General features: G+C 62.7%; 27 protein-coding genes. 10 read left to right on the forward strand and 17 right to left on the reverse strand.

Features of this window, described 5'->3' with window-relative positions; translation table 11 throughout:
• Positions 1–389 precede the first annotated feature (389 nt).
• Both rhtA and CKW13_RS20435 read left to right on the forward strand, forming a co-directional pair.
• Positions 390–1,277 (forward strand): threonine/homoserine exporter RhtA, encoded by an 888-nt coding sequence (rhtA, locus tag CKW13_RS20430; RefSeq protein WP_095110584.1) that lies wholly within the window; start codon positions 390–392, stop codon positions 1,275–1,277.
• Positions 1,278–1,440: 163 nt separating this feature from the next.
• Positions 1,441–1,722 carry a hypothetical protein gene (locus CKW13_RS20435; protein WP_095110585.1) on the forward strand — a complete coding sequence of 94 codons (282 nt, stop codon included), beginning with the start codon at positions 1,441–1,443 and terminating at the stop codon, positions 1,720–1,722.
• A gap of 4 nt (positions 1,723–1,726) precedes the next feature.
• Here the strand turns inward: CKW13_RS20435 and CKW13_RS20440 are convergent, their stop codons facing one another.
• Entirely contained in the window at positions 1,727–2,296 is a 570-nt protein-coding gene (locus CKW13_RS20440) for a TetR/AcrR family transcriptional regulator (protein WP_095110586.1), read from the reverse strand.
• Between the two features lie 93 nt (positions 2,297–2,389).
• Between CKW13_RS20440 and CKW13_RS20445 the strand changes: the two genes are divergently transcribed.
• Both CKW13_RS20445 and CKW13_RS20450 read left to right on the forward strand, forming a co-directional pair.
• Positions 2,390–3,130, forward strand: coding sequence for an SDR family oxidoreductase (locus CKW13_RS20445; RefSeq protein WP_095110587.1), 741 nt, complete (start codon positions 2,390–2,392; stop codon positions 3,128–3,130).
• Between the two features lie 32 nt (positions 3,131–3,162).
• Entirely contained in the window at positions 3,163–3,753 is a 591-nt protein-coding gene (locus CKW13_RS20450) for a 2-hydroxychromene-2-carboxylate isomerase (RefSeq protein ID WP_095110588.1), read from the forward strand.
• Between the two features lie 40 nt (positions 3,754–3,793).
• Here CKW13_RS20450 and CKW13_RS20455 read toward each other — a convergent pair whose 3' ends face one another.
• From CKW13_RS20455 to earP, 4 genes are all read right to left on the reverse strand, one after another.
• Positions 3,794–5,590, reverse strand: a complete 1,797-nt coding sequence (locus tag CKW13_RS20455; protein ID WP_095110589.1) for an aminopeptidase P family protein — start codon at positions 5,588–5,590, stop codon at positions 3,794–3,796.
• A 48-nt stretch (positions 5,591–5,638) separates the two neighbouring features.
• Positions 5,639–6,808: a cysteine desulfurase family protein gene (locus tag CKW13_RS20460; RefSeq protein WP_095110590.1), complete on the reverse strand. Its 1,170-nt coding sequence runs from the start codon at positions 6,806–6,808 to the stop codon at positions 5,639–5,641.
• A 238-nt stretch (positions 6,809–7,046) separates the two neighbouring features.
• A complete protein-coding gene (locus CKW13_RS20465) occupies positions 7,047–7,619 on the reverse strand; it encodes an elongation factor P (protein WP_095110591.1) in 573 nt (190 codons plus the stop codon).
• 48 nt (positions 7,620–7,667) lie between these two features.
• Entirely contained in the window at positions 7,668–8,801 is a 1,134-nt protein-coding gene (gene earP, locus CKW13_RS20470; RefSeq protein WP_095110592.1) for an elongation factor P maturation arginine rhamnosyltransferase EarP, read from the reverse strand.
• 136 nt (positions 8,802–8,937) lie between these two features.
• Between earP and CKW13_RS20475 the strand changes: the two genes are divergently transcribed.
• Positions 8,938–9,318, forward strand: coding sequence for a hypothetical protein (locus tag CKW13_RS20475; protein ID WP_095110593.1), 381 nt, complete (start codon positions 8,938–8,940; stop codon positions 9,316–9,318).
• Positions 9,319–9,320: 2 nt separating this feature from the next.
• Positions 9,321–9,803: a GreA/GreB family elongation factor gene (locus tag CKW13_RS20480; RefSeq protein WP_095110594.1), complete on the forward strand. Its 483-nt coding sequence runs from the start codon at positions 9,321–9,323 to the stop codon at positions 9,801–9,803.
• 8 nt (positions 9,804–9,811) lie between these two features.
• Here the strand turns inward: CKW13_RS20480 and cysB are convergent, their stop codons facing one another.
• The 4 genes from cysB to CKW13_RS20500 all read right to left on the reverse strand — a co-directional run bounded on the left by cysB (position 9,812) and on the right by CKW13_RS20500 (position 12,797).
• Positions 9,812–10,786 (reverse strand): HTH-type transcriptional regulator CysB, encoded by a 975-nt coding sequence (gene cysB, locus CKW13_RS20485; RefSeq protein WP_095110595.1) that lies wholly within the window; start codon positions 10,784–10,786, stop codon positions 9,812–9,814.
• 110 nt (positions 10,787–10,896) lie between these two features.
• Positions 10,897–11,397, reverse strand: coding sequence for a universal stress protein (locus tag CKW13_RS20490; RefSeq protein ID WP_095110596.1), 501 nt, complete (start codon positions 11,395–11,397; stop codon positions 10,897–10,899).
• Between the two features lie 85 nt (positions 11,398–11,482).
• A complete protein-coding gene (locus tag CKW13_RS20495; RefSeq protein ID WP_095110597.1) occupies positions 11,483–12,376 on the reverse strand; it encodes a 5'-nucleotidase in 894 nt (297 codons plus the stop codon).
• Between the two features lie 34 nt (positions 12,377–12,410).
• Complete coding sequence (locus CKW13_RS20500; protein WP_095110598.1) at positions 12,411–12,797, reverse strand: co-chaperone YbbN; 387 nt, start codon at positions 12,795–12,797, stop codon at positions 12,411–12,413.
• Between CKW13_RS20500 and CKW13_RS20505 the strand changes: the two genes are divergently transcribed.
• Entirely contained in the window at positions 12,796–13,239 is a 444-nt protein-coding gene (locus CKW13_RS20505) for a pilus assembly protein PilZ (protein ID WP_095110599.1), read from the forward strand. The two genes, CKW13_RS20500 and CKW13_RS20505, sit on opposite strands and share 2 nt — an antisense overlap.
• A gap of 135 nt (positions 13,240–13,374) precedes the next feature.
• On the forward strand, positions 13,375–14,451 hold the full coding sequence (locus CKW13_RS20510) for a 3-deoxy-7-phosphoheptulonate synthase (RefSeq protein ID WP_095110600.1): 1,077 nt from the start codon (positions 13,375–13,377) through the stop codon (positions 14,449–14,451).
• 60 nt (positions 14,452–14,511) lie between these two features.
• On the opposite strand, the gene CKW13_RS20515 is transcribed toward CKW13_RS20510, so the two are convergent.
• Entirely contained in the window at positions 14,512–15,273 is a 762-nt protein-coding gene (locus CKW13_RS20515) for an SDR family oxidoreductase (RefSeq protein ID WP_095110601.1), read from the reverse strand.
• 233 nt (positions 15,274–15,506) lie between these two features.
• Between CKW13_RS20515 and CKW13_RS20520 the strand changes: the two genes are divergently transcribed.
• Complete coding sequence (locus tag CKW13_RS20520) at positions 15,507–16,514, forward strand: NADP-dependent oxidoreductase (RefSeq protein WP_095110602.1); 1,008 nt, start codon at positions 15,507–15,509, stop codon at positions 16,512–16,514.
• Between the two features lie 43 nt (positions 16,515–16,557).
• Here the strand turns inward: CKW13_RS20520 and pyrF are convergent, their stop codons facing one another.
• The 5 genes from pyrF to CKW13_RS20545 form a co-directional block, all read right to left on the reverse strand.
• Complete coding sequence (gene pyrF / locus CKW13_RS20525; protein WP_176465156.1) at positions 16,558–17,256, reverse strand: orotidine-5'-phosphate decarboxylase; 699 nt, start codon at positions 17,254–17,256, stop codon at positions 16,558–16,560.
• A 111-nt stretch (positions 17,257–17,367) separates the two neighbouring features.
• On the reverse strand, positions 17,368–18,420 hold the full coding sequence (locus CKW13_RS20530) for an AI-2E family transporter (protein ID WP_095110604.1): 1,053 nt from the start codon (positions 18,418–18,420) through the stop codon (positions 17,368–17,370).
• Positions 18,421–18,491: 71 nt separating this feature from the next.
• Positions 18,492–19,298 (reverse strand): DUF4892 domain-containing protein, encoded by an 807-nt coding sequence (locus tag CKW13_RS20535; RefSeq protein WP_095110605.1) that lies wholly within the window; start codon positions 19,296–19,298, stop codon positions 18,492–18,494.
• A gap of 121 nt (positions 19,299–19,419) precedes the next feature.
• Positions 19,420–20,274, reverse strand: coding sequence for an alpha/beta hydrolase (locus CKW13_RS20540; RefSeq protein ID WP_095110606.1), 855 nt, complete (start codon positions 20,272–20,274; stop codon positions 19,420–19,422).
• Complete coding sequence (locus tag CKW13_RS20545; protein ID WP_095110607.1) at positions 20,271–21,077, reverse strand: alpha/beta fold hydrolase; 807 nt, start codon at positions 21,075–21,077, stop codon at positions 20,271–20,273. The genes CKW13_RS20540 and CKW13_RS20545 overlap by 4 nt, the downstream gene beginning before the upstream one ends.
• 196 nt (positions 21,078–21,273) lie before the next feature.
• On the opposite strand from CKW13_RS20545, the gene CKW13_RS20550 reads away from it, so the two are divergent.
• The gene (locus tag CKW13_RS20550) at positions 21,274–24,258 is read left to right on the forward strand and encodes an RHS repeat-associated core domain-containing protein (protein WP_095110706.1); all 2,985 of its coding nucleotides are present in this window, start codon (positions 21,274–21,276) and stop codon (positions 24,256–24,258) included.
• A gap of 6 nt (positions 24,259–24,264) precedes the next feature.
• On the opposite strand, the gene CKW13_RS20555 is transcribed toward CKW13_RS20550, so the two are convergent.
• Both CKW13_RS20555 and CKW13_RS20560 read right to left on the reverse strand, forming a co-directional pair.
• Positions 24,265–24,708, reverse strand: a complete 444-nt coding sequence (locus CKW13_RS20555; protein ID WP_095110608.1) for a hotdog fold thioesterase — start codon at positions 24,706–24,708, stop codon at positions 24,265–24,267.
• A 31-nt stretch (positions 24,709–24,739) separates the two neighbouring features.
• Positions 24,740–26,395: an AMP-binding protein gene (locus CKW13_RS20560; protein WP_095110609.1), complete on the reverse strand. Its 1,656-nt coding sequence runs from the start codon at positions 26,393–26,395 to the stop codon at positions 24,740–24,742.
• Between the last annotated feature and the right edge of the window lie 168 nt (positions 26,396–26,563).

Here is a 26,563-nt window from a genome sequence, read left to right on the forward strand (position 1 = left end):
CTTTCAAAGTTTCGCTGGGAAATCTTTAACAACTTCAACCACTTGCGCTGACGATCGCTCGTTAGCGGGAGGCGAATTCTACAGCGTTACTCGCTGCTGTCAACACCTCTTTTTCAACTCCTTTCGGGCTTCGATGACCTGAAGCTCCGCGCTGTCGAAACCTGCATAACTCTTTGTTTACCAAGGAGTTTTCCGTTTCGACTGCGCCGGAAGTGGGGCGAATTATAGACAGATATAAATCGCCGTCAACCGTTAATTCAGGTTTTCTATCAATACAAAAGCATCGCAAACAATCTTAGCCCTGGGGAAGTGCGCACTATATTGCTCATTCCTCTAGATTTGAGCATCATACACCTCGTATTATCCCCCCTACAGGATGGCGCGACATCATGACCAGCCCTCAACGCAGCCTCGCCTCCACCCTGTTCCCGGTTGGCCTGCTATTAATAGCCATGACTTCCATCCAGTCCGGTGCGGCCCTGGCCAAAAGCATGTTTCCCGTGGTCGGCGCACAAGGCACCACGACGCTGCGTTTGATCTTTGCCAGTTTCATCATGCTGCTGCTATTGCGCCCTTGGCGTGCCAAGTTAACCTTTGCATCCTTGCGCACAGTGATCGTGTATGGCGTCGCACTGGGAGGGATGAACCTGCTCTTCTATATGTCACTGCAAACCGTCCCGCTGGGAATCGCGGTGGCGTTAGAGTTCACCGGGCCGTTGGCGGTCGCGATCTTCGCCTCACGCCGTGTCCTGGACTTTCTCTGGATAGCCCTGGCGATCCTGGGTTTGCTGTTGCTCATTCCCACAGGCGAGACCCGCGGTGGGATTGACCTGCTCGGCGCAGGCTACGCATTGGCCGCCGGAGTGTGTTGGGCGCTCTATATTCTGTTCGGGCAAAAGGCTGGGGCAGACAATGGCGTTCAAACCGCGGCCCTGGGGGTGATGATCGCCGCACTGGTTGTCAGCCCCATCGGCATTGCGCATGCGGGCGCAGCGCTGTTGACACCCGCCCTGATCCCCGTTGCGCTAGCGGTCGCTATCCTGTCTACCGCCCTGCCCTACACGCTGGAAATGGTCGCGTTGACCAAAATCCCCACCAGGACCTTCGGTACCCTTATGAGCATCGAGCCCGCCATCGGCGCGCTATCTGGACTGCTGTTCCTGCATGAACACCTTTCCCTGACGCAATGGCTGGCAATCCTGTGCATTATTCTTGCTTGCGTAGGGGCAACGACGACTATACGCAGGGAACCCCACGTCGTTGTTGCACGCGATTGAGTCTGATTTGACGAAGCTCTGGCATTTACCGCTCAATTAGGCCATGTTTAGCCGCAACCCGGTGTAAGCCATGGATTTTTTCGCAAGGGATAGCTTCAGTTGGCATATAGCGCGGATAAAGCCAGGCTCAGGGCCCGCTGCGAAGCAAGCTATAAGGAAGGGAATGAAACACGTTTTGATACTGCTAGCAGTACTGGCGATTGCGGGCTGCGCCGCGACGTCTAAAACCTCGGTCAAACACGGCAAGAAAGGCGTGCATATCAACTGCTCTGGCCTGTCCTCCTCGTGGGACAAGTGCCACACCCGCGCCGCCAACTCCTGCGGGGCAAAAGGCTATAAGGTCATCGCCAAGTCAGGGGACTCCGTGGAAGAACCGGGCGACTACCTCTTTGGCCTCAATCCGGCGGGCTACACCAGCCGAAGCATGATCGTGATCTGCAAGTAAGCACTCACTCGTCGGCTTGACGGGCAACCTGACGCCGGATTTGCAGACGATTGGTCGTCAACACGGTGTTTTGCAACGCTGGATCGACCATCATCCGCGCAACCACCAGCGCGCCCACGCATTGCGAAAGAACAGCCCAAGCCAAACTTTCGCTTTCCAGGGTACGAGCCCAGTTCTCGTGCAAGCGACAAATCCATTCCTGGGCCCGCAGTCGCACCTCAACATCAGAACGGGCAATCTCAGCCCCCAGCGCCGGCAAAGCACACCCAACCTCTGGCTGTTTAACGTGGGCCATGCTCAGGTAATGGTTCAGGCAACGCTCCAGCCGTTCCAGGCTCTGTTCGCCCTCACCACTTAACCGCTCAAGGCTATGCCGCAGTTCGCGCTCGACAATCGCGCCGAACAATTCGTCCTTTGATGAAAAGTGGCTGTAGAACGCCGCACCGCTAAGGCCGATGGCTTTCATCAAGCCATCGACGCCCACGGTAGAAAAGCCCTCTTTCTTGGCCGAGAGCGCACTGCTGGCCAGTAACCGTTCCCGGGTTTCCTGCTTGTGGCTTGCTGAATAACGCATGGCTTCCCCTCTGGCTGTCCATCTTGACGCAGTCGAAATCGTAGCATAACGTTCGCTTAGCTAACGACCGTTAACCAAAGAGAGAGGCGTTCCATGACCACGGCGATCAACAATAAGAAAGTGGTGCTGGTAGTAGGTGCGGGCGATGCAACCGGCAGCGCTATCGCCCAGCGATTTGCCCAGGAAGGTTTTATTGCCTGCGTCACTCGGCGCAGCGCGGGCAAACTGCAACCCTTGATCGACGCCATCCACGCAAGCGGCGGCCAGGCCCACGGCTTTGCCTGCGATGCACGCAAGGAAGATGACGTCATTGAGTTGATCGAGCACATCGAGAGCCAGATTGGCCCAATCGAGGCGCTGGTCTTCAACATCGGCGCCAACGTGCCGTGCAGCATCCTCGAAGAAACCGCACGCAAATACTTCAAGATCTGGGAAATGGCCTGTTTTTCAGGCTTTCTCAATGCCCGGGAAGTGGCCAAGCGTATGGTCACTCGCCAACGCGGCACCATCCTGTTCACCGGAGCAACTGCGGGGCTTCGCGGCGCGGCTGGGTTTGCCGCGTTTGCCGGGGCCAAACACGGGATCCGCGCACTGGCCCAAAGCATGGCCCGGGAATTGGGGCCGCTGAATATTCACGTCGCCCATGTGGTAGTCGATGGCGCCATCGACACCGATTTCATCCGCGACAACTTCCCGCAAACGTACGCCCTCAAGGACCAAGATGGCATCCTTAATCCACAGCACATTGCCGAGAACTACTGGTTCCTGCACAGCCAGCCGCGGGATGCCTGGACCTTCGAACTCGACCTGCGGCCCTGGAGCGAGCGCTGGTAACCCGACCATCACGACCATCAGAGGCTAACAACATGAGCAAGACGCTCGAATTCTTCTTCGACCTCGGCAGCCCCGCCACTTACCTGGCCTACACTCAACTCCCCGAACTCTGTGCCCAAGCAGGGGCCGAGTTGGTTTACCGCCCGATGCTCCTGGGAGGGGTGTTCAAGGCCACCGGCAATGCTTCACCCGTGACCATTCCAGCCAAGGGCCGCTACATGCTCCAAGACCTCGGGCGCTATGCGCAGCGCTATGGAGTCGCGCTCAACTTCAACCCGAATTTTCCCATCAACACACTGCTACTGATGCGCGCCGCAACCGGCGTGCAACTGCGTCAGCCCGAGCGCTTTATTGAGTTCATCGATTGCCTGTTCAAGGCGCTGTGGGTGGACGGGCGCGACCTGAACGACCCGGTAGCGCTTACCGCAGCGCTGGCCGAGCGCCATTTCAGTACCGATGAAATCCTGGCCTTGAGTAACGACGAAGAAGTGAAAGCTTTGCTCAAGGACACTACCGAGCAGGCCATCCGGCGTGGAGTCTTTGGTGCACCGAGCATGTTCGTCGGTGACCAGTTGTTCTTCGGCCAGGATCGTTTGGACTTTGTGCGTGAAGCGTTGGCTTGAACCAGTGGCCGCCGTACACAAGTGACGGCGGCCCTTGATATCAAATGGCCTCGGTGCGCTCAATCAACCACGCCAACGCCGCCCCCTCCACCAACGGGCGCAAACGCTGGCGCACTTGTTGGTGATAGTCGTTGAACCAGTCGCGCTCTTCCTGAGTCAGCAATGACGGCTCAAGGCAGCGGGTGTCGATGGGGCACAGGGTCAAGGTTTCGAACTTTAGGAATTGGCCGAACTCGCTGGTATCAGCTTCGCGGTTAAGGGCCAGGTTTTCGATGCGCACGCCCCAGCGGCCAGGGCGATAGGTGCCCGGTTCGATGGAGGTAATCATCCCCACTTGCATGGCGGTGTGCGGTGCGGGGGCTGCCTGGTAGGCGATGACCTGCGGGCCTTCGTGGACGTTGAGGAAGTAGCCCACGCCGTGGCCCGTACCGTGGCCGTAATCCACGCTTTCGGCCCAGATCGGCGCGCGGGCGATGGCGTCGAGCAACGGCGACAGGATGCCTTTGGGAAACCGGGCCCGGGACAAGGCAATCACGCCCTTGAGCACGCGGGTGCAATCGCGCTTCTGCTCCTGGCTCGGTGTGCCAACCGGCACCATGCGCGTGATATCGGTGGTACCGCCCAAGTACTGGCCACCGGAGTCGATCAGCAGCAAACCGTCCCCTTCGATCACCGCGTGTTCTTCTTCGGTTGCGTGGTAGTGCGGCATCGCACCATTGGCATTGAAAGCCGCAATGGTGTTGAAGCTCAGCGACACATAGCCCGGACGCCGCGCCCGGGCGGCGGTCAGTTGTTCGTCGATGGTCAACTCGGTAATGCGCTGCCGACCCCAAGCTGCTTCCAGCCAGGCGAAGAATTCGCACAGGGCCGCGCCGTCTTGCTCCATGGCCTGACGGATATGCTCGGCGTCGGCCTGGCTCTTCTGCGATTTGGCCAGGGTGGTCGGGTTCAGGCCTTCGACCAATTTGACGGCGCTGTCCAGGTTATCCAGCAGGCCTACGGTCACCCGCGCCGGGTCCACGTGCAGGCTCGCCCCAGCCGGCAGCGCGCTCAAGGCCACGGCCACCTCGCTGTAGTCACGCACGCTCACACCATCGCGCTCAAGCACGGCACGCAGCGAGCTGTCGACTTTGTCCAGGGCCACGAACAACGTGGCCTGCTCTTGGCCGATCAAGGCAAAGGAGACGAACACCGGGTTGAACGACACGTCGGCGCCACGCAGGTTGAACAGCCAGGCGATGTCATCGAGGGTGGCGATAAAATGCCACTCGGCATTGGCGCTCTTGAGGCTCTGGCGCAACGCGGTGAGTTTTTCCACGCGGCTGACGGTGGCTTGTGGTGGCAGGTGTTGATAGATCGGCTGGCTGGGCAGAGCCGGGCGATCATCCCAGACACATGCCAGCACGTCGATATCGGTACGCAGGCTCGCGCCACGGGCAGTGAGTTTGCCGCCCAGAGTACGTGCCGCGGCCACGGCCATCACCGCGCCATCGACCGCCACCACCGCACCTTGCGGAGTTTGTTCCGCCAGCCAGTCCAACGGGCCGGGTTGCCCAGGCAAAAGCTTGACCAACTCGATACCGCTGTCCTTGAGTTCCTTGGTGGCCTGCTCCCAATAGCGGCTGTCGGCCCACACACCGGCGAAATCCTGGGTCACGATCAGTGTGCCCACAGAGCCATGGAACCCAGATAGCCATTGCCGCCCTTGCCAGTAGGCCGGCAGGTACTCCGACAAATGCGGATCGGCCGACGGCACCAGCAAGGCATGAATGCCTTCGCGGCGCATCTGTTCACGGGTGCGCGCCAGGCGCTGGGGGATCAAGGGCTGCGTGCTCATTACATCTCCTGCTTGTCACGGATCATTGTTATGGGTGGGCCTGCCCGTTCAAGGCGCGGTAACGGCCCAGAACGCGGGGGCACTGGCGATTGCCGCTTTTATCAGTAGAACAGCCTGGTCGATGTCCTGCTCGCAGGTGAAGCGCCCCAGGCTCAAGCGAATAGTGCGCCCGGCGGCGCGAGCATCATGGCCCAAGGCCAACAACACGTGGGACGGCGCATTGCTCGCCGAATTGCACGCCGATGTGGCGGAAAACGCGATGGACGCACTCAACGCCGCCGAATCGAACTCACCTTCATTAAAGGTCAGGCTCAAGGTATGAGGGATACGCTGCGCGGCGCTGCCGTTAAGGCGTACGCCGGCAAGTACCCTCAGTGGCCCGATCAGCCGTTCGTGCAGCGCTGCGATGCTCGCCGCTTCCTCGTCGAAAAACTCGGCGGCCAGAGCAAACGCCGCGCCCATGCCTGCGATCTGGTGCGTGGCCAGGGTGCCCGAGCGCAAACCGCCCTCATGCCCGCCCCCATGAATCTGCGCCTGCAGGCCCTGGCGCGCGCGTGGCCCGACATACAGAGCGCCAATGCCCTTGGGGCCGTAAATCTTGTGGGCGGAAAAGGACATCAGGTCCACCGCCCACTCCTTCAGGTCGATGGCAACTTTACCCGCACCCTGGGCCGCGTCCACATGCAGCAAGGCACCGTGCTCGCGCACGACCTGGCCGATGGCGGGGATGTCGTTGACAGTGCCCAACTCGTTGTTGACCAGCATCAGCGACACCAGGAAGGTGTCGTCGCGCAGCGCCTCGCGCACCGCTTGGGCAGTGATGAGGCCTTCGGCGTCGGGCGCCAGGTAAGTCACCGCAACGCCTGCCTCTTCGAGTTGGCGGGCGGTATCGAGAATGGCTTTGTGTTCGATCTGGCTGGTGATGACATGGCCGCCCGTAACACCGCGAGCCTGGGCCACGCCCTTGAGGGCGAGGTTATTGGATTCGGTTGCGCCGGAGGTCCAGACAATCTGCCCGGCCTCGGCGCCGATCAGGTCCGCGACCTGCTGGCGCGAGCGCTCGACCGTTTGCCGGGCCTGCTGGCCATAGGCGTGGGAGCTGGAGGCGGGGTTACCAAAATTTGCGTCAAACCCAAGACACTCAACCATGACTTGAATGACTCGCTCATCCACAGGGGTGGTGGCGGCATAGTCGAAATACAACGGGCGCTTATTCATGCTTCATGTCTCATAGAGCATATTCCGGGATCAGGTCGGCTCGTCACTGGAAATCTGGCGAGGGGCCAAAACGGCAGGACGTCAGCAATACCTGATCGGATGCAGTTAAAGAAGAACGACTTCATTTAAAAGTGCGTAGGAACGCTCCTAAAGTTGAGCTTAACAGCCCCAGTGTTTATGTGGCGCCCATAAAAAAGCCCGACGCGAAGTCGGGCTTTCATCACGCACGAACCAGGCGTTAAACCTTGGCGCGGCCCTTGTAGGAGCCACCTTCGCGGGTGTCGATCTCGATCCAGTCGCCGATTTCAACGAAATCTGCAACGCTGAGCTCGGTACCGTTTTTCAGTTTGGCAGGCTTCATCACCTTGCCCGAAGTGTCGCCGCGAGCGGAACCTTCGGTGTAGTCAACCTGACGCACGATGGTGGTCGGCAGCTCTACGGAAACCAGACGCTCTTCGAAGAAGATCGCTTCGCAAACATCGGTCATGCCTTCTTCAACGAAAGGCAGAACGGCTTCGATGTCTTCGGCGTTCAGTTCGTACATGGTGTAGTCAGTGGTGTCCATGAACGTGTAGGCGTCGCCGCTGATGAAGGACAGGGTCGCTTCTTTGCGGTCGAGGATCACGTCATCGAGCTTGTCGTCGGCGCTGTAGACGGTTTCGGTCTTGTAACCAGTCAGCAGGTTCTTCAGCTTGGTCTTCATGATTGCGCTGTTACGACCGGACTTGGTGAACTCAGCTTTCTGAACCAGCCAAGGGTCGTTGTCGATACGGATGACCATACCGGGTTTCAGTTCTTTACCAGTTTTCATTACGAATATCCGAATTTGGATGGGATTTACAAAAATCAAGGCCGCGTATCATATCCAATTTCCCCGAAACTGCACCAGCGCCGCAGCAAGATCGGGCCGTGAGGCCTGTTCCAGACACCAGGCGCGGGCATGCTGCTGGAGTTCTGGCCAGTGTTTTTGTGCCCCGCGCCACGGGCCGGCCATGTCCACGCCCCCATTCCACGCCCGCCAGAGGTCGGCCAGGGCCTGCCCGGCGGCGGGCGAAAGGCCTTGGGTGTACAGGGCCAGGAAGGCTTCGAGCTTGTCCAGGTGGATGTCTTCTTCCTGCTGGTAGATGTGCCACAGCAGCGGCTTGCCCGCCCATTGCGCACGCACGAACGAGTCCTCGCCGCGCACGCCGTTGAAATCGCAGCACCACAGCAAGCGGTCGTAATCGTCCTGGGGAACAAATGGCAACACCTGCACCGTCAGGGCCTGGCGCTGCTGCACCGCGCCCACCGCCAGGGCCTCGACACCCAGCCAGCGCTGCACATCCCCCAGTACCCGCCCTTCGGGCACCAGCAGATGGGTGGGCGCGGGGTCTTGGGCCAAGGCGTCGAGCCAACTGGCCAAGCCGGTATTTTCATAGGCGAACAATGAGATCAAGCGGGCACCCGGCGTGGGAACAACCCCCAACCCCTGCAGAAACTCGGATTGGGCCTGCCCATCGCGCTGAAATGCCGCACAACGCTCCAGCAACCCGGCCTCGCGCAGCAAACCGCCAGTACCGGCCTGAAACCCGGGGAAGAAGAAGAACTTCTGTACCTGTTTGTACTTCACCGATGGCAAACCGTGGCAACCGATTACCCAGGGCTCGGCGCTCAAGTAGTCGAGGTTGAGCCACAACGGTGTGGGTTGCCTTGCGGCCATGGCGTCCATGTAGGCCGCCGGCAATTGACAGGCGAATGCGGCAATCACCACGTCCGCCGCGTCGGTGGCCGACCACTCGGCGGCCCAGTGCCGCACCTCGACACGCTGCTGCACCTGCTGCTCGGCCTGCACATCAATGGCCGGGCACAAGCGCTCGAAAGCGCGCAGGTCATCGACCCACAGGCGCACAGCGCAGGGGTGTTCGGCCACCAGTTGCCGGGCCAGGCGCCAGGTCACGCCGATGTCGCCGTAGTTATCGACGACGCTGCAAAAAATATCCCAGCGGGCTTTCATTGCGGGCTCCCTGTGGCGAAAAGCTCGATTGTCCGCATAAATGCCACCGCGCAGAAGGGCCGTGGCCGATTAATCTGCCCCGGGCCTGTGCGACAATCGCCGCCATGCCCGATCAAGCCGCCATTAGGAGGCCACCATGCCTTACCGCTCTCGCTCGCGCCTTGTACCGCACCTGCGCTTGAGCCTGTCCATCGCCCTGGGCCTATGGTTGGGCTTTTTAGCCATTGCCCTGACCTGCTGGCTGGCCTCGCGCTTTGTCTTCAGCGCACAACTGGCACCCGTCAGCCGCGCCGTCGAGCAGTTGGCCCAGCTGCCCGTGGTGCAGGCCCCGGCCAGCAACCCGATGTTCGAGCAATACCAGGAAAACCTGCGCCGCAACGAGCAGCGTCAGGCCCTGGACAACAGCCGCAGCGATGCGCGCAACCTGGCCAACCCCAAGTGCCAGTTCTGGCTGCAACAAGACCAGACCGCCCCCAGCGACAAGAGCCGGGCCAATGTCCTGCAATTTTGTGATTGAGCATGAATAAGCACAGCGTCCACGCCCTGATCCTCGACAAACTCCAGGCCGATCTCGACATCGCCCAGCGCGCCGCGCAGACCGCCTACGAAACCGCCACACACGAAGAAAACATCGCCGAGAACAAATACGACACCCTGGGCCTAGAGGCCTCTTACCTGGCGGCCGGCCAGGCCAAGCGCGTGGAGGAAATCCGCCAGGCCCTGGCGTTGTGCCAGAACATGGCCCTGCGCCCTTATGACGAGAGCACCGGCATCCAGGTCGGCACCCTATTGGGGCTGGAGGATGAGCAGGGGCGCCAGCAGTGGCTGTTTCTTGCCCCCGATGGCGCGGGCCTGAAGGTGCAACTGGTGGGGCAACCGATTACCGTCATCACCCCGCGCTCGCCCCTGGGCAAAAGCCTGTTGGGCAAGTTCGAGGGCGATGAGGTGGACATTAGCGTGGCGGGCGCTCGGCAACAGTTCACTGTCACCGAGGTGAAATAAACCGCGTTCTAGTGCACCGGCAACTCGACGCCGTGGAACAGTTCTTCCAGCTCCTGCTTGTTATGGCAGGCAATCGCCTTGGCCATCACTTCGCGGGTCAGGTGTGGGGCGAACTTCTCGATGAAGTCGCACATAAAGCCCCGCAGGAAGGTGCCGCGGCGAAAGCCGATCTTGGTCACGCTGGACTCGAACAACTCGCTGGCGTCGAGTACCACCAGGTCATTGTCGAGCTTGGTGTCGACCGCCATTTTCGCCACGATGCCTACGCCCAGGCCCAGGCGCACGTAGGTCTTGATGACGTCGGCGTCGGCGGCGGTGAACACCACTTTGGGGGTCAGGCCGCGATGGCTGAAGGCTTCGTCGAGTTTGGAGCGGCCGGTAAAACCGAACACGTAGGTGACGATGGGGTATTCGGCCAGGGCTTCGAGGGTCAGCTTCGGCAGCTTGGTCAGCGGATGGCCCTGGGGCACCACGACGCAGCGGTTCCAGCGGTAGCACGGCATCATCACCAAATCACCGAACAGCTCCAGGGCTTCGGTGGCGATGGCGAAATCCACAGTGCCATCGGCGGCCATTTCGGCGATCTGCATCGGCGAGCCCTGGTGCATGTGCAGCGCCACGTCCGGGTATTGCTTGATGAAGTTGCTGATGACCGGCGGCAGCGCATAACGCGCCTGGGTGTGGGTGGTAGCGATGGACAGGGTGCCCTTCTTCTCGTTGGAGAATTCCTGGGCGATCTGCTTGATGCTCTCGACCTTGCGCAGGATTTCGCCGGCGGTATTGATGATCCGCTCGCCGGCGGGGGTGACGCGCGTCAGGTGCTTGCCGCTGCGGGCGAAAACTTCGACACCCAGTTCGTCTTCCAGCAAACGGATCTGTTTGCTGATGCCCGGTTGCGAGGTGTAGAGGCTTTGGGCGGTGGCGGAGACGTTGAGGTCGTGGTGCGCCACTTCCCAGATGTAGCGCAATTGTTGGAGCTTCATATGTATCCCTCAAAGCAGATAAACGCCGCGGGCATCAGCGGCGGTATATAACTATAAGAATGGTTTGAAGAATAAATCTAGAACTTTTTTATCAAAGCCACATTTGCGTTTCACACATCGCTCTGGCGTCTGCGCTGCAATAACGGCACCAAATAAACCGGCACCCGGGACAACTGCAACACCCGCGCCGCCGTACGGCCCAAGGGCGTTTCCCCGCCCGCGCCGTGGCTGTGACTTCCTACGATCAACAAATCGACTTCAAGTTTCGACACCTGCTCCAGAATCACCTGCGAGGGATCCCCTTGCAGCACCCGGACCGAGCGGATCAGCGCCAGGTCCTGCTGCCCTTCCCCCAACTCCTCACGAAAACTGTCGAGCACCCGTTGCTCGATACTGGCCATCACCGTACTCAGGCCTTCACTGTGAAACTCGTTCAGGGCCCGCTCGTCAAGATAGCTCTGCAGTACAGACTCAGCGAACAAGCCCATGGGCTCCACGGCGTGAACGACATGCAGGTCTGCCTTGAAGGTCCGGGCCAGAGCCAAGGCGTGTTGCAGCACAAGCGGTGCATACAAACCGAGGTCTGTGGCGTACAGCATCGAACGAATCATACGGCCTCCTCGCATGCCAACATGGCGCGGATTGACTCAGCTTAGCAGCGCCTCGGGGAGTGCGACGGGCCCTGCGCCCGCAGGTTCAAGGACGCGGTTCGTTGCTCACGCCATGGGGCACATGGCCGGTGGCAACCACCTCGCGGGCCAACTCGCAATGGCCAGCCTGGTCGTCGAAAAACACGTCGGCACCAAAGGCCTCCAGAAACGCCGACTTGGTCAACCCGCCAAGAAACAGCGACTCATCGAGGCGGATGTCCCACTCGCGCAAGGTGCGGATCACCCGCTCATGGGCCGGGGCCGAGCGGGCGGTGACCAGGGCGGTGCGAATCGGGCAGGTTTCGCTGGGAAATTCGCGCTGCAACAGGTTCAACGCCGCCAGGAAGCCCTTGAACGGGCCACCGCGCAACGGCTCGCGGGCCGACTGCCGTTCACTGGCCTGGAAGGCTTCCAGGCCGCCGGTCTGATAAACCCGCTCAGACTCGTCAGAGAACAGCACCGCATCACCATCAAAGGCAATGCGCAATTCCTCACTGGCCGCCCGCTGCGCCCCGCCGGACAGGATGGTGGCCGCCGCGAACCCGGCATCCAGAGCGCTGCGCACATCGTCGGCGTGGGTCGACAAGAACAGGTCGCAGCCAAACGCGGCCAGGTACGGGTAAGGGCTGCGCCCACCGACAAAGGCCGCGCGGGAAATGTCCAGGCCGTAATGCTGGATTGAGTTGAACACCCGCAACCCGGTGTCGGCGCTGTTGCGCGACACCAGCACCACCTCCACCCGCGCGCGCCCCAGGCTGGCGTTGAGGCTTAACAATTTTTGCACCAGGGGAAAGGCATCCCCCGGCGCCAACTGCTCTTCTTCGTGCTCGATCTGGTACTGGCGATAGGCTTCGACCCCCTGGGCCAGGTAAACCTTGTGGCTGTCGCTCAGGTCAAACAGGGCCCGGGAAGAAATGGCCACCACCAATTTGTCGCTCATGCCCTTCTCCTTATATGCAATGCATCGCACCCGATCATGGCAATTCCTCGGGCTCTCGTTCCAGGGCCAACGCCAGCGCCGCTTTTAACTCATCGGTGCCGAGGCGCGAACGCAACGCGCCGAAAAACTGCCCATCGCGCACCACGAACAGCGCCGGCAGATGGAACACCTCATAACGCTGCACCAAGCCACCGTTGTCGGCGGCGTCGATCCAACACAAACGCGCCACCGGCAACGCCAGTGTCGGCAATTGCTGGCGCGCCCAGCGGCAACTGGAGCAGCCGACACTGGTGAAAATCACCAGGCTGACACCACTCATCGCCAATAGCCGCTGGTCGGCGTCGAAATCAGTCAGTTCCCATTGCACTTCTATACTGGGTAAATCGCTGTCAGATAATTGAGACTTGGAGTCCAAGTTCATGGGACGTTTCCTACCTCACCCAGAGGAAATTCCGGTCGAGTTGACCTTGCAAAAACACGAATGCATCTCTGGCCAACGGCTGCACACTATCAGCCTCGGGGGCGTCGCGTGCAATTACCACCGCGCCTGGCGGCGCGGCACGGCGCTGCAAATACGCATGCCCAGCCTGGGCGAAAGCGCCTGCTACCTGGGCTACGTGGCGTGGTGCCTGCGGCGCAAGCACGGTTACCTGGTGGGCATCGCTTTTGTCGACGAACAGACCCTGTTCGGCGCGCGCATGGGCGAGCAGATCTGCCAGATGGAACGCTACCGGCGCCAGTACGGCGCACACGCCCAGGCCAACGACATTGAGGCCCTGGCCCTGGAGTGGGTGCACCAGCATGCCGCCGAGTTCTCCCACGACAGCGTGCGCCAGGCGTTTATGCCGCCCCTGCGGGATTAAACCGGTGTCTGCCCATTGTCGAACCGGCGCTTAACGCGCTAAGGTTCGGCACCCCGACGCGCCCCAATAAATCTGCTGTGCTCCGCCGCGCGGGGATCGCTGGCGGCCGGCACCCGTGACCTGACGAGTAACACGATGGCTGATTTACCGATCAATGACCTTAACGTCGCCTCCAACGAGACACTGATTACCCCCGATCAGCTCAAGCGTGATATCCCCTTGAGCGACGTGGCGCTGCGCACCGTGACCAAGGGCCGCGAAGTCATTCGCAATATCCTCGACGGTACGGACCATCGCCTGTTCGTGGTCATCGGGCCCTGCTCGATCCACGACATCAAGGCCGCCCACGAATACGCCGAGCGCCTCAAGGCGCTGGCCGCGGAAGTGGCCGACACCCTGTACCTGGTGATGCGCGTCTACTTCGAGAAGCCGCGCACCACGGTGGGCTGGAAAGGCCTGATTAACGACCCGTACCTGGACGACTCCTTCAAGATCCAGGACGGCCTGCACATCGGCCGTAAATTGCTCCTGGACCTGGCGGAAATGGGCCTGCCCACCGCCACCGAAGCCCTGGACCCGATCTCGCCGCAATACCTGCAGGACCTGATTAGCTGGTCGGCCATTGGCGCGCGCACCACCGAATCCCAGACCCACCGGGAAATGGCCTCCGGCCTGTCCTCGGCGGTCGGCTTCAAGAACGGCACCGACGGCGGCCTGACCGTGGCGATCAACGCCCTGCAGTCGGTTTCCAGCCCACACCGCTTCCTGGGCATCAACCAGGAAGGTGGCGTATCCATCGTCACCACCAAGGGCAACGCCTACGGCCACGTGGTGTTGCGCGGCGGCAACGGCAAGCCCAACTACGACTCGGTCAGCGTCGCCCTGTGCGAACAGGCGCTGAACAAGGCCAAGATCAAGCCCAACATCATGGTCGATTGCAGCCACGCCAACTCCAACAAGGACCCGGCCCTGCAACCCTTGGTGATGGAAAACGTCGCCAACCAGATCGTCGAAGGCAACCAGTCGATCATCGGCCTGATGGTCGAAAGCCACCTGAACTGGGGTTGCCAGGCAATCCCCAAGGACCTGGCCGAATTGCAGTACGGTGTGTCGATCACCGACGCCTGCATCGACTGGGCCAGCACCGAAACCACACTGCGCAGCATGCACGCCAAGCTCAAAGACGTGTTGCCCAAGCGCGAACGCCAGTAACCGGCACAAAAAAACCGGAACCCTTGAGGGGTTCCGGTTTTTTTGTGCCCGGTTTTTTTATCAGATCGCCGTCGCTCCGCCATCCACCGCCAACGCGTGGCCGGTGGTGAAGGCCGCGCCGTCGCTGCACAGGTACAGCACGGCGCTGGCGACTTCCTCCACCGTGCCGATGCGCCCCACCGGGTGCATGGCCGCGGCGAACTCGCCCTTACGCGGATCCGCCTCATGCGCGCGGCGGAACATGTCGGTGTCGATCACCGCCGGGCATACCGCGTTGACGCGGATTTTCTTCTTCGCGTACTCGATGGCCGCCGATTTGGTCAGGCCAATCACCGCGTGCTTGGAGGCCGCGTAAATGCTCATTTTCGGCGCCGCGCCCAAGCCCGCCACCGACGCGGTGTTGACGATCGCCCCGCCGCCCTGGGCCAGTAACAGCGGCAATTGGTACTTCATGCACAGCCAAACGCCCTTGACGTTGACCGACATGATGGCGTCGAACTCGTCCAGGGTGCCGTCGGCCAATTTGCCCTTCTCGATTTCGATACCGGCATTGTTGAAGGCGTAATCCAAGCGACCGTAGGCATTGACTACCTGTGCCATCAGATTTTGTACATCGGCATCCTGGGTCACGTTGCAGCGCACGAACAACGCCTCGCCCCCGGCTTCGCGGATCAACTGCACCGTGCCCTCGCCGCCCGCCACGTCCAGGTCCGCCACCACCACTTTCAAGCCTTCGGCGGCAAAAGCCTGAGCCGTCGCGCGGCCGATGCCGGCAGCGGCCCCCGTGACCAGCGCCACTTGCCCGGAAAACGTCATGCTCATTGTGCTGCCCTCGATGAATGCCCACATTTGGATGCCCGCAGTCTAGCCAGCGCACCCTGGCGCGCGGCAGCACTATCAAAAGGCCAGTTGGGCCCTTATGCGTTCCAGTGATGAATAACCCAGGCCAACTATCACCCAACTGGATCAACCCCTATTCGCTATCACGGCAAAGCTTGCCGCCACGGCCATCCGGGTCTATCACTCTGGCTTCCCCTCAGACTTGAGTGCGCACCATGACTGCCCAGACCAACCGCCAGTTCCTCCTCGCCAAACGCCCGGTGGGCGCCGCGACCCGCGAGACCTTCAGCTTCCAGCAGGTGCCCGTGGCGGAGCCGGGCGCCGGGCAGATCCGGGTCAAGAACCACTACCTGTCCCTGGACCCGGCCATGCGCGGCTGGATGAACGAGGGCAAATCCTACATCCCGCCCGTGGGTATCGGCGAAGTCATGCGCGCCCTGGGCGTGGGCCAGGTCGAGGCCTCCAACCACCCGGGTTTCGCCGTGGGGGACTACGTCAATGGTGCCCTGGGCGTGCAGGATTACTTCGTCGGCGAGCCGCGGGGTTTCTACAAGGTCGATCCGAACCTGGCACCGCTGCCGCGTTACTTATCCGCATTGGGCATGACCGGCATGACCGCCTATTTCGCCCTACTGGACGTCGGCGCACCCAAGGCCGGTGACACCGTGGTGCTGTCCGGCGCGGCCGGGGCGGTGGGCAGCATTGCCGGGCAGATCGCCAAGATCAAAGGCTGCCGCGTCATCGGCATCGCCGGTGGCCAGGACAAATGCAAGTTCCTGATCGAGGAATTGGGCTTCGACGGCGCCATCGACTACAAGAGCGAGGACGTCCACGCCGGGCTCAAGCGCGAATGCCCTAAAGGCGTGGACGTGTACTTCGATAACGTCGGCGGTGACATCCTCGACGCGGTGCTCAGCCGCTTGAACTTCAAGGCGCGGGTAGTGATCTGCGGCGCCATCAGCCAGTACAACAACAAAGAGGCGGTCAAGGGCCCGGCCAACTACCTGTCGCTGCTGGTCAACCGCGCGCGCATGGAAGGTTTCGTGGTGATGGACTACGCCGCGCAGTTCGCCGCGGCGGGGCAAGAGATGGCGGGCTGGATTGCCCAGGGCAAGCTCAAGAGCAAGGAGGATATCGTCGAAGGCCTGGAGACCTTCCCCGAAACCCTGATGAAACTGTTCAACGGCGAGAACTTCGGCAAGTTGGTACTGAAAGTCGACTAACCCCCCTGTAGCAAGCGGGCTTGCCCGCTTGCTAAAACCAGGGTCAGTTGAGTTCGGCCACCACCGCCGCCAACGCCTGGGCCGGGTCGGCGGCCTGGCTGATCGGGCGACCGATCACCAGGTAGTCGGAACCGGCGTCCAGGGCCTGGCGCGGAGTGAGGATACGGCGTTGGTCGTCCTGGGCGCTGCCGGCCGGGCGAATGCCCGGGGTCACCAGTTGCAGGCTCGGGTGCGCCGCTTTCAGGGCCTGGGCTTCCATGGCCGAACACACCAGGCCATCCATCCCGGCCTTCTGCGCCAAGGCCGCGAGGCGCAGCACCTGCTCCTGGGGCTCGATATCCAGGCCGATGCCCGCCAGGTCTTCACGCTCCATGCTGGTCAGCACGGTCACGCCAATCAACAACGGCTGCGGGCCGCTGCGCTGGTCCAGCACTTCGCGGCACGCGGCCATCATGCGCAGGCCACCCGAGCAATGCACATTGACCATCCACACGCCCATTTCCGCCGCCGCCTTGACCGCCATGGCGGTGGTGTTGGGAATGTCGTGGAACTTGAGGTCCAGGAACACCTCGAAACCCTTGTCACGCAGGGTACCGACGATCTCCGATGCACAACTGGTGAACAGTTCCTTGCCGACTTTGACCCGGCACAGTGTCGGGTCCAGTTGATCGGCCAGTTTCAGTGCGGCGTCACGGGTGGGGAAATCCAGGGCGACGATGATGGGAGTCTGGCAGGCGGACATGGGTATGCTCTCAGGCAAGTCGAAATCGGCGCGCATTGTAGCGGAACCTAAACGGCTGCGGGGCCCGAAGATGGCTAAATCCACCCCGCAGCCGATTGGCGGGCCGTGGCCTCAGCGTTTTTCCTCGACCCGCGCCTGGCTGGAGCTCCAGTCGGTGAGCAGGCTATAGGCCACTGCCAGCAGCGTCGGGCCGATGAACAGGCCGATAAAGCCAAAGGCGATCAACCCGCCGAACACCCCCAACAGCACGATCACCAGCGGCAAAGTGCCGCCGCGGCTAATCAGGTACGGCTTGAGCACGTTGTCCACGCCGCTGATTATCAGCGTGCCCCAGATGCCGAGGAACACCGCCATACCGTACTCGCCCTTCCAGGCCAGCCATGCGGTAGCGGGAATCCATACCAGCGGCGGGCCCATGGGGATCAGGCTGAGCAGGAAGGTAACGATGCCCAGCACCAGCGCACCCGGCACGCCGGCAATCAGGAAGCCGATCAGGGCCAGGATCGCCTGGGCCGCCGCCGTGCCGATCACGCCGTTGACCACCCGCTGCACCGTGCCGGCCACCAGTTCGATGTAGTAGCCGGCGCGGTCGCCGATCAGGCGTTCAAGCAGGCGATGGACGAACATCGCCAGGCGCGGGCCGTCGCGGTAGAAGAAAAACACGAAGACGATGCTCAGGGTCAGCTCCAGGATGCCGCCGCCGATCTGCGCGCTACGGGCCAGTAGCCAGTTGCCGACCTGGCCCAGGTACGGTTTGATCGCCACCATCAGCGCCGCACCTTGCTCGTCGATGCTGTTCCAGATACCCACGAGGCGCTCGCCCACCAGCGGCAGGCCCGCTAGCCACGCGGGGGCTTCGGGCAAGCCATCGACCTGCACATCCTTGATGAACCCCGTGGCGTCGCGCACATGGTCGGCCAGGTTGAACCCCAACCACACCAGCGGCACCGCCACCAGCAGCATCCAGCCCAGGGTCAGCAACGCCGCCGCCAGGGATTCGCGGCCATTGAGCCAGCGGGTCAGCAGGCGCATCAGCGGCCAACTGGCGAACGCCAGCACCGCGCCCCAGAACAGCGCCGACCAGAACGGCGCCATCACCCAGAAACTGGCGCCAAACAGCACCAGCAGCAGGATCTGCACCAAGAGGCGGTCATTATTAATCATGGAAAATCTCGTGAAGGGCCCGCGACTGAGAATAGGCGAACGTCAGTGGGACGCTCGCCTCGCGGCGCAGCTTAACGCAACAGGTCGATGTGCAGGCCGCGGGTTTCCTTGCTGGCCACTTCCATGCGCGCCGCGCGCACACCCTGGCCGATCAAGGCCTGGCGCCAGGCTTCGGCCTGGCGCCCAGACAGGCTGACGCGCGAGGTAGTGTCCAGGTTCAACGCCCGGGACAGCAGGGTCAGCCAGGCCGGTTGCGGCTCGCCGCCCAGGGCGGGTAAGTCCAGCTCGCCGGTGCTCTTGAGCTGGCGCAGCAAGGTTGCCGAGGTGGGCAGTAGCTCACCCAGCGGTGCGCTGGCGTCGAACTGTTCGACATGCAGGTAGGCGCGGCGGTTGCCCCGGGTGATGCCGTACAGCGCCACCAGGGTGTTGTCTTGGGGGGCAGCCAGGCGCAGCAGCAGGTACGCCTGCTGTTCATCGGCACCGTAGAGCTTGGCGTTACCGAACACGTCGTTGGCCCACAGGCTGCTGGCGCCGCAATCACGGGCCTGGCACCAGAACAGCAACTGCGCACCTTGCTTTTGCAAGGCTTCGCGGGCGGAGGTAAAGGCCTGGGCGGAGGAATGTTCCGGCGGCAGTTCGTAGGTGACGGCTGTGGTTTGCCCACGGGCGGTAACCTGGCCATCAAAACGCAATTGCCCGCTGATCCGGCGGATCGAGCCCAGTGGGTAGGTGCGTTCCATTTCGGCGACGGGGCGGTAGTCGACGATCTGCGCGTCTGGCATGCGCGGCACCAGCGCCAGGTCCTGGCTGCCGGTAACGTCGGTGGCGAACAACAAGGGACTGGCGCAGCACAAGCCCAGCAGACTGAGTAGACGCATGGGCTCTCTCATCGGTTGGGCAGCGCCTGTGTGGCGTCGGGGCGGGGCGCGGCGAGGTAGCGGTTTGACATGGTTGACTCCCGTTTCAATCCGCCCAGCCTCGGCAGTTGCCCGCGTCAAGTCAAGGAACGGCGAAGAAGCGATTGAAACAGTCTGCAACAAGGATCGCACCCGCCTCGTCATTCAGGTGTAAATGATGGCCACCCGGTAGCAGCTCATGGCCGAACGGCAGGCGCGCCAGCAACTCGGGATGTTGGGCTAGCATGCCGTCGGCCGCGACCACCAGCCGCGTCGGACACGCCACCCGCTGGACGAAGGCCATCGCCTGCTCTTCGGTCAGGCGTACCGGTGACGGCAAGGTTAAACGGCTATCACTGCGCCAGGTGTAACCGCCCGGCACCGGCATCAGCCCGCGCTGGGCGAGCAACTGCGCGGCCTCATGGCTGACCGCCACCAAGCCTTTCATGCGCGCGGCGATGGCCCGGTCCAGGCTGTCATGGACGTTCTTGCGCTTGTCCTGCAGGTTCATTTGCGCTTGCAACGCCATGCCCAGGCGTTCGGCCGCGTTGTCGGCCTTGGCCGTGGGCGGGATCACGCCGTCGATCATCGCCAAATGGCTGACCCGCTCTGGCACCGCCCCGGCCAGCACCAGCGACACAATAGCGCCCATAGAATGCCCAAGCAGGGCGAACCGCTGCCAGCCCAGTTGCTCGGCCACCTGCAACACATCGTAGGCGTAGTCCCACAACGCATACCCGGCGCCGGGCGGGCGATGGTCGGAATGCCCATGGCCGGCCATATCCAGGGCGACGATGCGCAGCCCCTCAAGCTTGGGTGCCAGGCGCGCGAAGCTGTTGGCGTTGTCCAGCCAACCGTGCAGGGCGATCACCGGCAAGCCGTCCTCGGGGCCGAACAAATGCGCCGCTAACTCGATGTGGGGCAGGCTCAGGCGCACTTCTTCCACGGCGCTGGTCATTGCCCGCTCCCGCAGGGGCGGCGCTGCCAGCGCTCGAACAGGTTTTTGAGCAGGGTCGCAGTGTCCTGCGGGCGCTCCAGGGGGAACATGTGCCCGCCCGGCATGCTCAAAGACTCGCCGTGGGGCATGCGCCCGACGGAACTGGCGTGATGGCGCATCACCACGCGGCTTTTCTGCCCGCGCACCACCGCCAGTGGCACCTGCAACTGGCGGGTGCGGCCGGGGCTGGTGTGGGGCACGCCACGGTAGATGCTGATTTCCGTGGCCGGGTCGAAACGCAAACGTAAGCGATCGCCGACCTGATGCAAGCCGTGCTGCAGGTATGCATCGAAGCAGTCCGGATCGAAGCCGCGAAACAGCGTCTTGCCGGAGAAGTAATGGCGCGCCGCCGCCAGGTCGCTGAATTCCTCGCGCCGCCCCAGGGTGCGCCCGGCCGGTGTCAGGCGGTCGATGAAGCCCAAGCGTTTGGCCGCGCGGATCACCCATTGGTCGGGGCGGGTCAGCACGGGCGAGTCGAGCATCACCACGCCCCGGTAGAGCTGCGGGCAACGCAGCGCCGCGTGCAAATGCAACACGCCGCCAAAGGAATGGCCCACGCCCCACACCGGCTCAGGTTGCTGCTCCAGGTGATGGATCAGCTCGTCCACCAGGTTGTACCAGTTGTCGTCTGCCGGAAAACGCGGGTCATGGGCATGCTGGGGCAAATGTGCCACTTCAAACTCCGGCGCCAACGCCGCGAACAACTTGCCGTAGGTGCCCGAAGGGAAGCCGTTTGCATGGGCGAAAAATATCTGCTGCGACATAGCGACGCGTCCGAAAAATTCAAAACAAGGGCTCGATTGTCTGTAAGAAAGCGCCTCACAGCAATGACCGTAAACGCCAGGAATGATGACAGTCCGGTCACGGTGATGGCCGCTACCTGTAAGTTCTGACAGTTGACAGCCACACGCCAAGCGCCCACAACAGCAGAACCTGATGGCCCGCGCCGAGGTTTGTGTGATGCTCCACACCCATACGCCGAACATTATCGCCACAGACCCCCGCGGCCTGGTTGTACGCACCGTGGCTTACCAGCGCCGCAGCGCCGAGGAGGCGGCCCGACGCTGCGTCACCCAACAGCGCTACGACGCAGCTGGGCGCTTGGTGCAAAGCCGCGACCCGCGCCAATTCCAGCGCCTGGAAGAGGGCCAGCCCGGTATTGCCAACCAAACCACGGTGTTTTCCCTGTCGGGCGCGGCGCTGCTGTCAGACAACAGCGACGCCGGTTGGCGCCTGAACCTCTCCGGCGACGCCGGGCAGGCCCTGCACGGCTGGGACCAGAAGCACAGCCACACCCGGCAGACCTACGACAATCAACTGCGGGCACAGGCTGTTTTCGTACAGGCCGATGCTGAAGCACCACACTGCATCGCCCGCCTTTCCTACGCCGACGCTAGCGCCGAACACGCGGCCCACAACCGCTGCGGCCGCTTGATCCGCCATGACGACACCGGCGGCGCGCAGTTTTTTGCCGAATTCAGCCTCAGCGGCGCGCCCCTGGAACATGGCCGCCGCTTCCTCGCCCAACCCCAGTGGGCCGTGGACTGGCCCGCAACCGAGGCCGAGCGTGACGCCCATTTGGAACCTGAACTGACGGCTAGCCACTTTGCCTACAACGGCGCCGCCGAACTGATCGCCCAGACCGATGCCCTGGGCAACCGTCAGCGCCTGCGCCACACCCGCGCCGGCGAATTGCACGAAGCGCACCTGAACTTGCAAGGCAGCACACAAGAGCAACTCGTGCTCAGTGAGGTCCGCTACAACGCCTTCGGCCAGATCGAGCAGCAACGGGCAGGCAACGGCGTGCTGTCCAGTGCGACGTTTCGCCCCGAGGATGGGCGCCTGGTGCACCTCAAAACCCAGGCCAACAACAAAGCCCCCAGCCAGGACCTGACCTACACCTACGACCCCGTGGGCAATGTGGTGTCCATCACGGACGCCGCCCAAGCCGTGCGTTCCTCGCGCAACCAACGCATTGCGGCCATCAGCACGTTTCGCTACGACAGCCTCTATCGCCTGATCGAGGCCACTGGCCGGCAAATCCGCAACGCGCCGGGCGGGCCCCAGGCCCCGGCCTTCCAGTCGCCCCCTGACCCCAGCCAATTGGAGAACTACACCCAGGCCTACTACTACGACGCCGCCGGCAACCTGGAGCTGTTGCAACACAGCGCCGCCAGCGGCAACCGCAGCGAACGCACGGCCATCGCCGCCGACAACAACCGCAGCCTGCCTTACACCGACCCGGGCCAAGCCCCCGGCGACGGCGAAATCCGCGATGGCTACGACGACAACGGTAACCTGAAGATCCTGCAACCGGGACAGCACCTGGCTTGGGACGCCCAGAACCGTTTGCAGCAGGTCGATCAAGTAGTACGCGAAGACGGCCCCAACGACAGGGAGTTGTACCTCTACGACAGCAACGGCCAGCGCCTGCAAAAAATCCGCGAGGCCTACACCGCAAAACTGACCCGCACCCACGAAACCCGCTACTTACCAGGGTTGGAAATTCGTACAGGGCCAACGCAAACCCTGCACCTCATCACCCTGCACGCCGGGCGCTGCACGCTGCAGGTGCTGCACTGGCAACAGGGCCGCCCTGCCGACATCCCCCAGGACCAGATGCGCTACGGCTTCACCGACCACCTGGGCTCCAGCACCCTGGAACTGGACGCCAACGCCGCCCTTATCAGCCAGGAAAGCTATTACCCCTACGGTGCAACCTGCTGGTGGGCAGGGCGCAACCAGGCAGAGGCCAGCTACAAGACCCGGCGCTACTCAGGCCAGGAACGCGATGCAACCGGGTTGTACTACTACGGCCAACGCTACTACGCGCCGTGGCGCCAGCGCTGGCTCAATGCCGACCCCAGTGGCACCGCCGATGGCTTGAATCTATTTGCCATGGTGCATGGCAACCCGGTGCGGTTTGTCGACATGCAAGGGTTGGGCGCGCTTGAGGCCTTGCGAGCATTTGCCTGGACCTTCGGGCGCGAAAGCGTTTCAGCCATCGCCAGCGCGGTAGTGCGCTACGGCAGCACGTTAGTCATCACGGCCCTGCACAGCGCCGTTGGGAACCCACTAGGGTTCACGGTGGCAGGCGTCGTCGTAGGCGGCGCAATAGGCATGGCGACCGGCATGGCGGCCGCCAACAACTGGGCCCATGGCTCCCGGCACCGAATGGCGCTGTTGGCCGCTGGGGCAGCGACGGGGTTGGCGCTCAATGCTGGGCCCTCAGTCCTTGGGCATTTCATCCCTGTGCTTGATGTCGCAGGCGCCGCTATTAATGTGCCAGCAATCTTCACCCTCGCCACGCCACTGGCGAACCTGGCACGGGAGAGTGTCTCGCAAGCGGTCAATCATATTGGCCAGACCAACCCCTGGGTCGGCGTGCCGCCCGCCGCGGCGTTCAGTTACAGCCTCGCCGCCTCCGGCGCCACGGCGGGTTCCGTGGGCGCCTTGACCAGCCTCATGCTGAGCAATGATCCCTACGACCCTTTAACCATCGTCGAAGGCACGTTGGGGGCAGGTATCGCCACCGGCAGCGGAGTGGGCGCATCCGCGGCGGCCCGGACCGGCAACGCGAGCGCCCCCACCAAACCCGCCAAGGGCGGCTCCATGACGGTAGACGCCGAAAAACTGATAGTGAACACCGTGATGCGTTCTGCGTTTTCCCTTCCAGTTCAATTGGTCACCCACCCACTGGCGGTGACCGAAGTCCTGGGGCCGGCCCTGGGCTTGGCCACCCGCGGTGTGAGTCGCGCGTCCACCAGCGTCATCGCGGGGCTGCGGTTGGCGGTCAAGCCTGCAATCGAACAAGGTGTGGAGAACTTCCTGAACCCCGGCGCCAACGAGGCGGCGACGCCGATTCAAGAGATTGAACTGAGCGAAATCCAGACCCTTTCCCGCAGGCTTCAGGTCCCTCTAGGCGGGCATGAACGCTTGGTCTGAGGGCGGTTACCGCACCGGCGGTGTCTGCCCCAGCGGCACCACCGCCATGGTCAGGCGCGACACGCAACTGGCCTTGCCTTCGTCGCTGGTCAAGCGGATGTCCCAGACGTGGGTGGTGCGCCCGATGTGGATGGCCCTGGCCACCGCCGTGACCCGGCCGCTGCGCAAGCCGCGCAGGTGGTTGGCGTTGATTTCCAGGCCCACGCAATAGAATTGGCTGGCGTCGATGCACAGGTAGCTGGCCATGGAGCCGACGGTTTCGGCCAGCACCACCGAGGCGCCGCCATGGAGCAGGCCGTAGGGCTGGTGGGTGCGATGGTCGATGACCATGCTGGCGGTGAGGGACTCTTCGTCAAAGGACTCAAAACGGATATCCAGCACTTGGCCAATGGTGTTTTTCTGGATCGCGTTCAACTGCTCGATATTGGGAGTGGTACGCCACAGGCTCATCGCTACTTCCTTTTATGGTTTTTGGAAACGCTCAATCCTGCCACAGGACGGCCTCGCCCTGCTCGCTCCAGGCCTCCAGACGCGGGCCGTAGGTGGCTTCGATGACGTTGCGCTTGATTTTCAGGGTGGGGGTCAAAAAGCCGTTATCCACTGCCCAGCGCTCCTTGACCACCACCAGGCGTTGCAGCCGTTCGTGTTTATCCAGGCTGGCGTTGACCTGGTGCAAGAGGCTCTCCAGGCTGGCGCACAAGTGCTCGCGGGCCTCGGCCAGGCCTTCGGCCGAGAGCACGCATAAGCCCAGCGGTGCTTTCAGGCCATCACCTACCAGGCATACCTGCTCGATGCGCGGGTGTGCGGCCAGGCGATTTTCGATGGGCGCCGGGGCGACGTACTTGCCAGTGCTGGTTTTGAAAATGTCCTTGAGGCGCCCGGTGAGGCGCAAGTGGCCCTGGCTGTCCTGCTCGCCTTTGTCGCCGGTACTGAGGAAACCGTCCGCCGTCAGGGCTTCGGCGGTTTTTTGCGGCTCCTTGAAGTAGCCGAGCATGGTCGCCGGGCTACGCACCAACACTTCGCCGGTGGGTTCGATGCGCACCTCGACCTGCGGGCAAGGCTGGCCGATCCACCCCGGTTTGCTCTGCCCTGGCGCACACACGTGGGAATAGCCGCAGTTCTCGGTCATGCCGTACACCTCCAGCACATCCAAGCCCAGGCGCCGATACCAGTGCAGCAGGCTCAGGGGCACCGGCGCCGCGCCCGAGAGGGCGATGCGCACGGCGTCCAGCCCCAACCCGGCGAGTACCTTGCGCCCCACCCGCGGCCCTATCCAGGGCAAGCCCAGGAGAAAGTCCAGGCGCTGGGCCGGGATCTTGGCGTACACGCCCAACTGGAACCGGCTCCAGATGCGCGGCACGGCAAACAGCGCCGTGGGCCGCGCGCGTTGCAGGTCGGCAACGAAGGTGTCGAGGCTTTCGGCGAAAAACACGGTTTGGCCGCTATAGATCGACGCCAGTTCGACGAACATCCGTTCGGCCACATGGCACAAGGGCAAGTACGACAGCAAACGGTCGCCCTCCCCCAGGCCAAACAACTGGGTGCCTTGGGTGGCGGCAAACCCCAAGCTGGCGAAGCTGTGCATCACCCCTTTGGGCAGGCCCGTGGTGCCGGAGGTGTAGACGATGGTTGCCAGTTGCCCGGCGTCGGGGCTGGGGTTGCCCTGGATCGGCGAGCAGGCTTGCAGGTCGGCCCAGGTGAAATCGAACGAGCCCTCGGGGCACAGCGGCAGGCTGATACGGGGCAGGCCAGGGGCAACGCCGGGGGCCATGGCCGGCCAGTCATCGAGCTTGCCGATGAACGCCAGCGCCGCCTCCGAATGCTCCAACACCTGGGCCACGGCTTCGGCGGTGAGGTTGGGGTACAGCGGCACCGAGACATGGCCGGCCATCCAGATCGCCAGGTCGGCGATGATCCAATGGGCACAGTTCTTCGAGATGATGGCGATGTGGCTGCCCTGGGGCAGCTCCCGCGCCCGCAGCCAGTGAGCCGCACACCGCGCCTGATGGCCGACATCGGCCCAAGTCAGGGTTTCGACCCGCCCACCGCCCAAGGGCTGGACCAGAAAACGCTGGCCGGGGTGGCGCGCTTCGCGCTCGTAGAACGGGTCCAGCGGCAAACGCAAGGCAGCAGGCATGGGTGTGCTCCATTATTGTGTTTGCCGGCAAGCGTAGTTCAGGCGCTGGCACTTGGCTGCCAATGCCCCCTCCTGCACCCGCTACGCCTAATCCTGGGGGAGCAGGCTTTTATGGGAACCCGCAATGGCGATTTGTCAGAAGCACCCATGTCGACTGTTCTGCCGCCA

The organism is Pseudomonas sp. Irchel 3E20 (assembly GCF_900187645.1).
In the GTDB taxonomy this organism is placed as follows: domain Bacteria; phylum Pseudomonadota; class Gammaproteobacteria; order Pseudomonadales; family Pseudomonadaceae; genus Aquipseudomonas.

Coding starts and splice junctions, on each gene's coding strand:
- rhtA (WP_095110584.1), top strand. CDS start 390: ATGACCAGCCCTCAACGCAGCCTCGCCTCCACCCTGTTCCCGGTTGGC.
- CKW13_RS20435 (WP_095110585.1), top strand. CDS start 1,441: ATGAAACACGTTTTGATACTGCTAGCAGTACTGGCGATTGCGGGCTGC.
- CKW13_RS20440 (WP_095110586.1), bottom strand. CDS start 2,296: ATGCGTTATTCAGCAAGCCACAAGCAGGAAACCCGGGAACGGTTACTG.
- CKW13_RS20445 (WP_095110587.1), top strand. CDS start 2,390: ATGACCACGGCGATCAACAATAAGAAAGTGGTGCTGGTAGTAGGTGCG.
- CKW13_RS20450 (WP_095110588.1), top strand. CDS start 3,163: ATGAGCAAGACGCTCGAATTCTTCTTCGACCTCGGCAGCCCCGCCACT.
- CKW13_RS20455 (WP_095110589.1), bottom strand. CDS start 5,590: ATGAGCACGCAGCCCTTGATCCCCCAGCGCCTGGCGCGCACCCGTGAA.
- CKW13_RS20460 (WP_095110590.1), bottom strand. CDS start 6,808: ATGAATAAGCGCCCGTTGTATTTCGACTATGCCGCCACCACCCCTGTG.
- CKW13_RS20465 (WP_095110591.1), bottom strand. CDS start 7,619: ATGAAAACTGGTAAAGAACTGAAACCCGGTATGGTCATCCGTATCGAC.
- earP (WP_095110592.1), bottom strand. CDS start 8,801: ATGAAAGCCCGCTGGGATATTTTTTGCAGCGTCGTCGATAACTACGGC.
- CKW13_RS20475 (WP_095110593.1), top strand. CDS start 8,938: ATGCCTTACCGCTCTCGCTCGCGCCTTGTACCGCACCTGCGCTTGAGC.
- CKW13_RS20480 (WP_095110594.1), top strand. CDS start 9,321: ATGAATAAGCACAGCGTCCACGCCCTGATCCTCGACAAACTCCAGGCC.
- cysB (WP_095110595.1), bottom strand. CDS start 10,786: ATGAAGCTCCAACAATTGCGCTACATCTGGGAAGTGGCGCACCACGAC.
- CKW13_RS20490 (WP_095110596.1), bottom strand. CDS start 11,397: ATGATTCGTTCGATGCTGTACGCCACAGACCTCGGTTTGTATGCACCG.
- CKW13_RS20495 (WP_095110597.1), bottom strand. CDS start 12,376: ATGAGCGACAAATTGGTGGTGGCCATTTCTTCCCGGGCCCTGTTTGAC.
- CKW13_RS20505 (WP_095110599.1), top strand. CDS start 12,796: ATGGGACGTTTCCTACCTCACCCAGAGGAAATTCCGGTCGAGTTGACC.
- CKW13_RS20500 (WP_095110598.1), bottom strand. CDS start 12,797: ATGAACTTGGACTCCAAGTCTCAATTATCTGACAGCGATTTACCCAGT.
- CKW13_RS20510 (WP_095110600.1), top strand. CDS start 13,375: ATGGCTGATTTACCGATCAATGACCTTAACGTCGCCTCCAACGAGACA.
- CKW13_RS20515 (WP_095110601.1), bottom strand. CDS start 15,273: ATGAGCATGACGTTTTCCGGGCAAGTGGCGCTGGTCACGGGGGCCGCT.
- CKW13_RS20520 (WP_095110602.1), top strand. CDS start 15,507: ATGACTGCCCAGACCAACCGCCAGTTCCTCCTCGCCAAACGCCCGGTG.
- pyrF (WP_176465156.1), bottom strand. CDS start 17,256: ATGTCCGCCTGCCAGACTCCCATCATCGTCGCCCTGGATTTCCCCACC.
- CKW13_RS20530 (WP_095110604.1), bottom strand. CDS start 18,420: ATGATTAATAATGACCGCCTCTTGGTGCAGATCCTGCTGCTGGTGCTG.
- CKW13_RS20535 (WP_095110605.1), bottom strand. CDS start 19,298: ATGCGTCTACTCAGTCTGCTGGGCTTGTGCTGCGCCAGTCCCTTGTTG.
- CKW13_RS20540 (WP_095110606.1), bottom strand. CDS start 20,274: ATGACCAGCGCCGTGGAAGAAGTGCGCCTGAGCCTGCCCCACATCGAG.
- CKW13_RS20545 (WP_095110607.1), bottom strand. CDS start 21,077: ATGTCGCAGCAGATATTTTTCGCCCATGCAAACGGCTTCCCTTCGGGC.
- CKW13_RS20550 (WP_095110706.1), top strand. CDS start 21,274: ATGCTCCACACCCATACGCCGAACATTATCGCCACAGACCCCCGCGGC.
- CKW13_RS20555 (WP_095110608.1), bottom strand. CDS start 24,708: ATGAGCCTGTGGCGTACCACTCCCAATATCGAGCAGTTGAACGCGATC.
- CKW13_RS20560 (WP_095110609.1), bottom strand. CDS start 26,395: ATGCCTGCTGCCTTGCGTTTGCCGCTGGACCCGTTCTACGAGCGCGAA.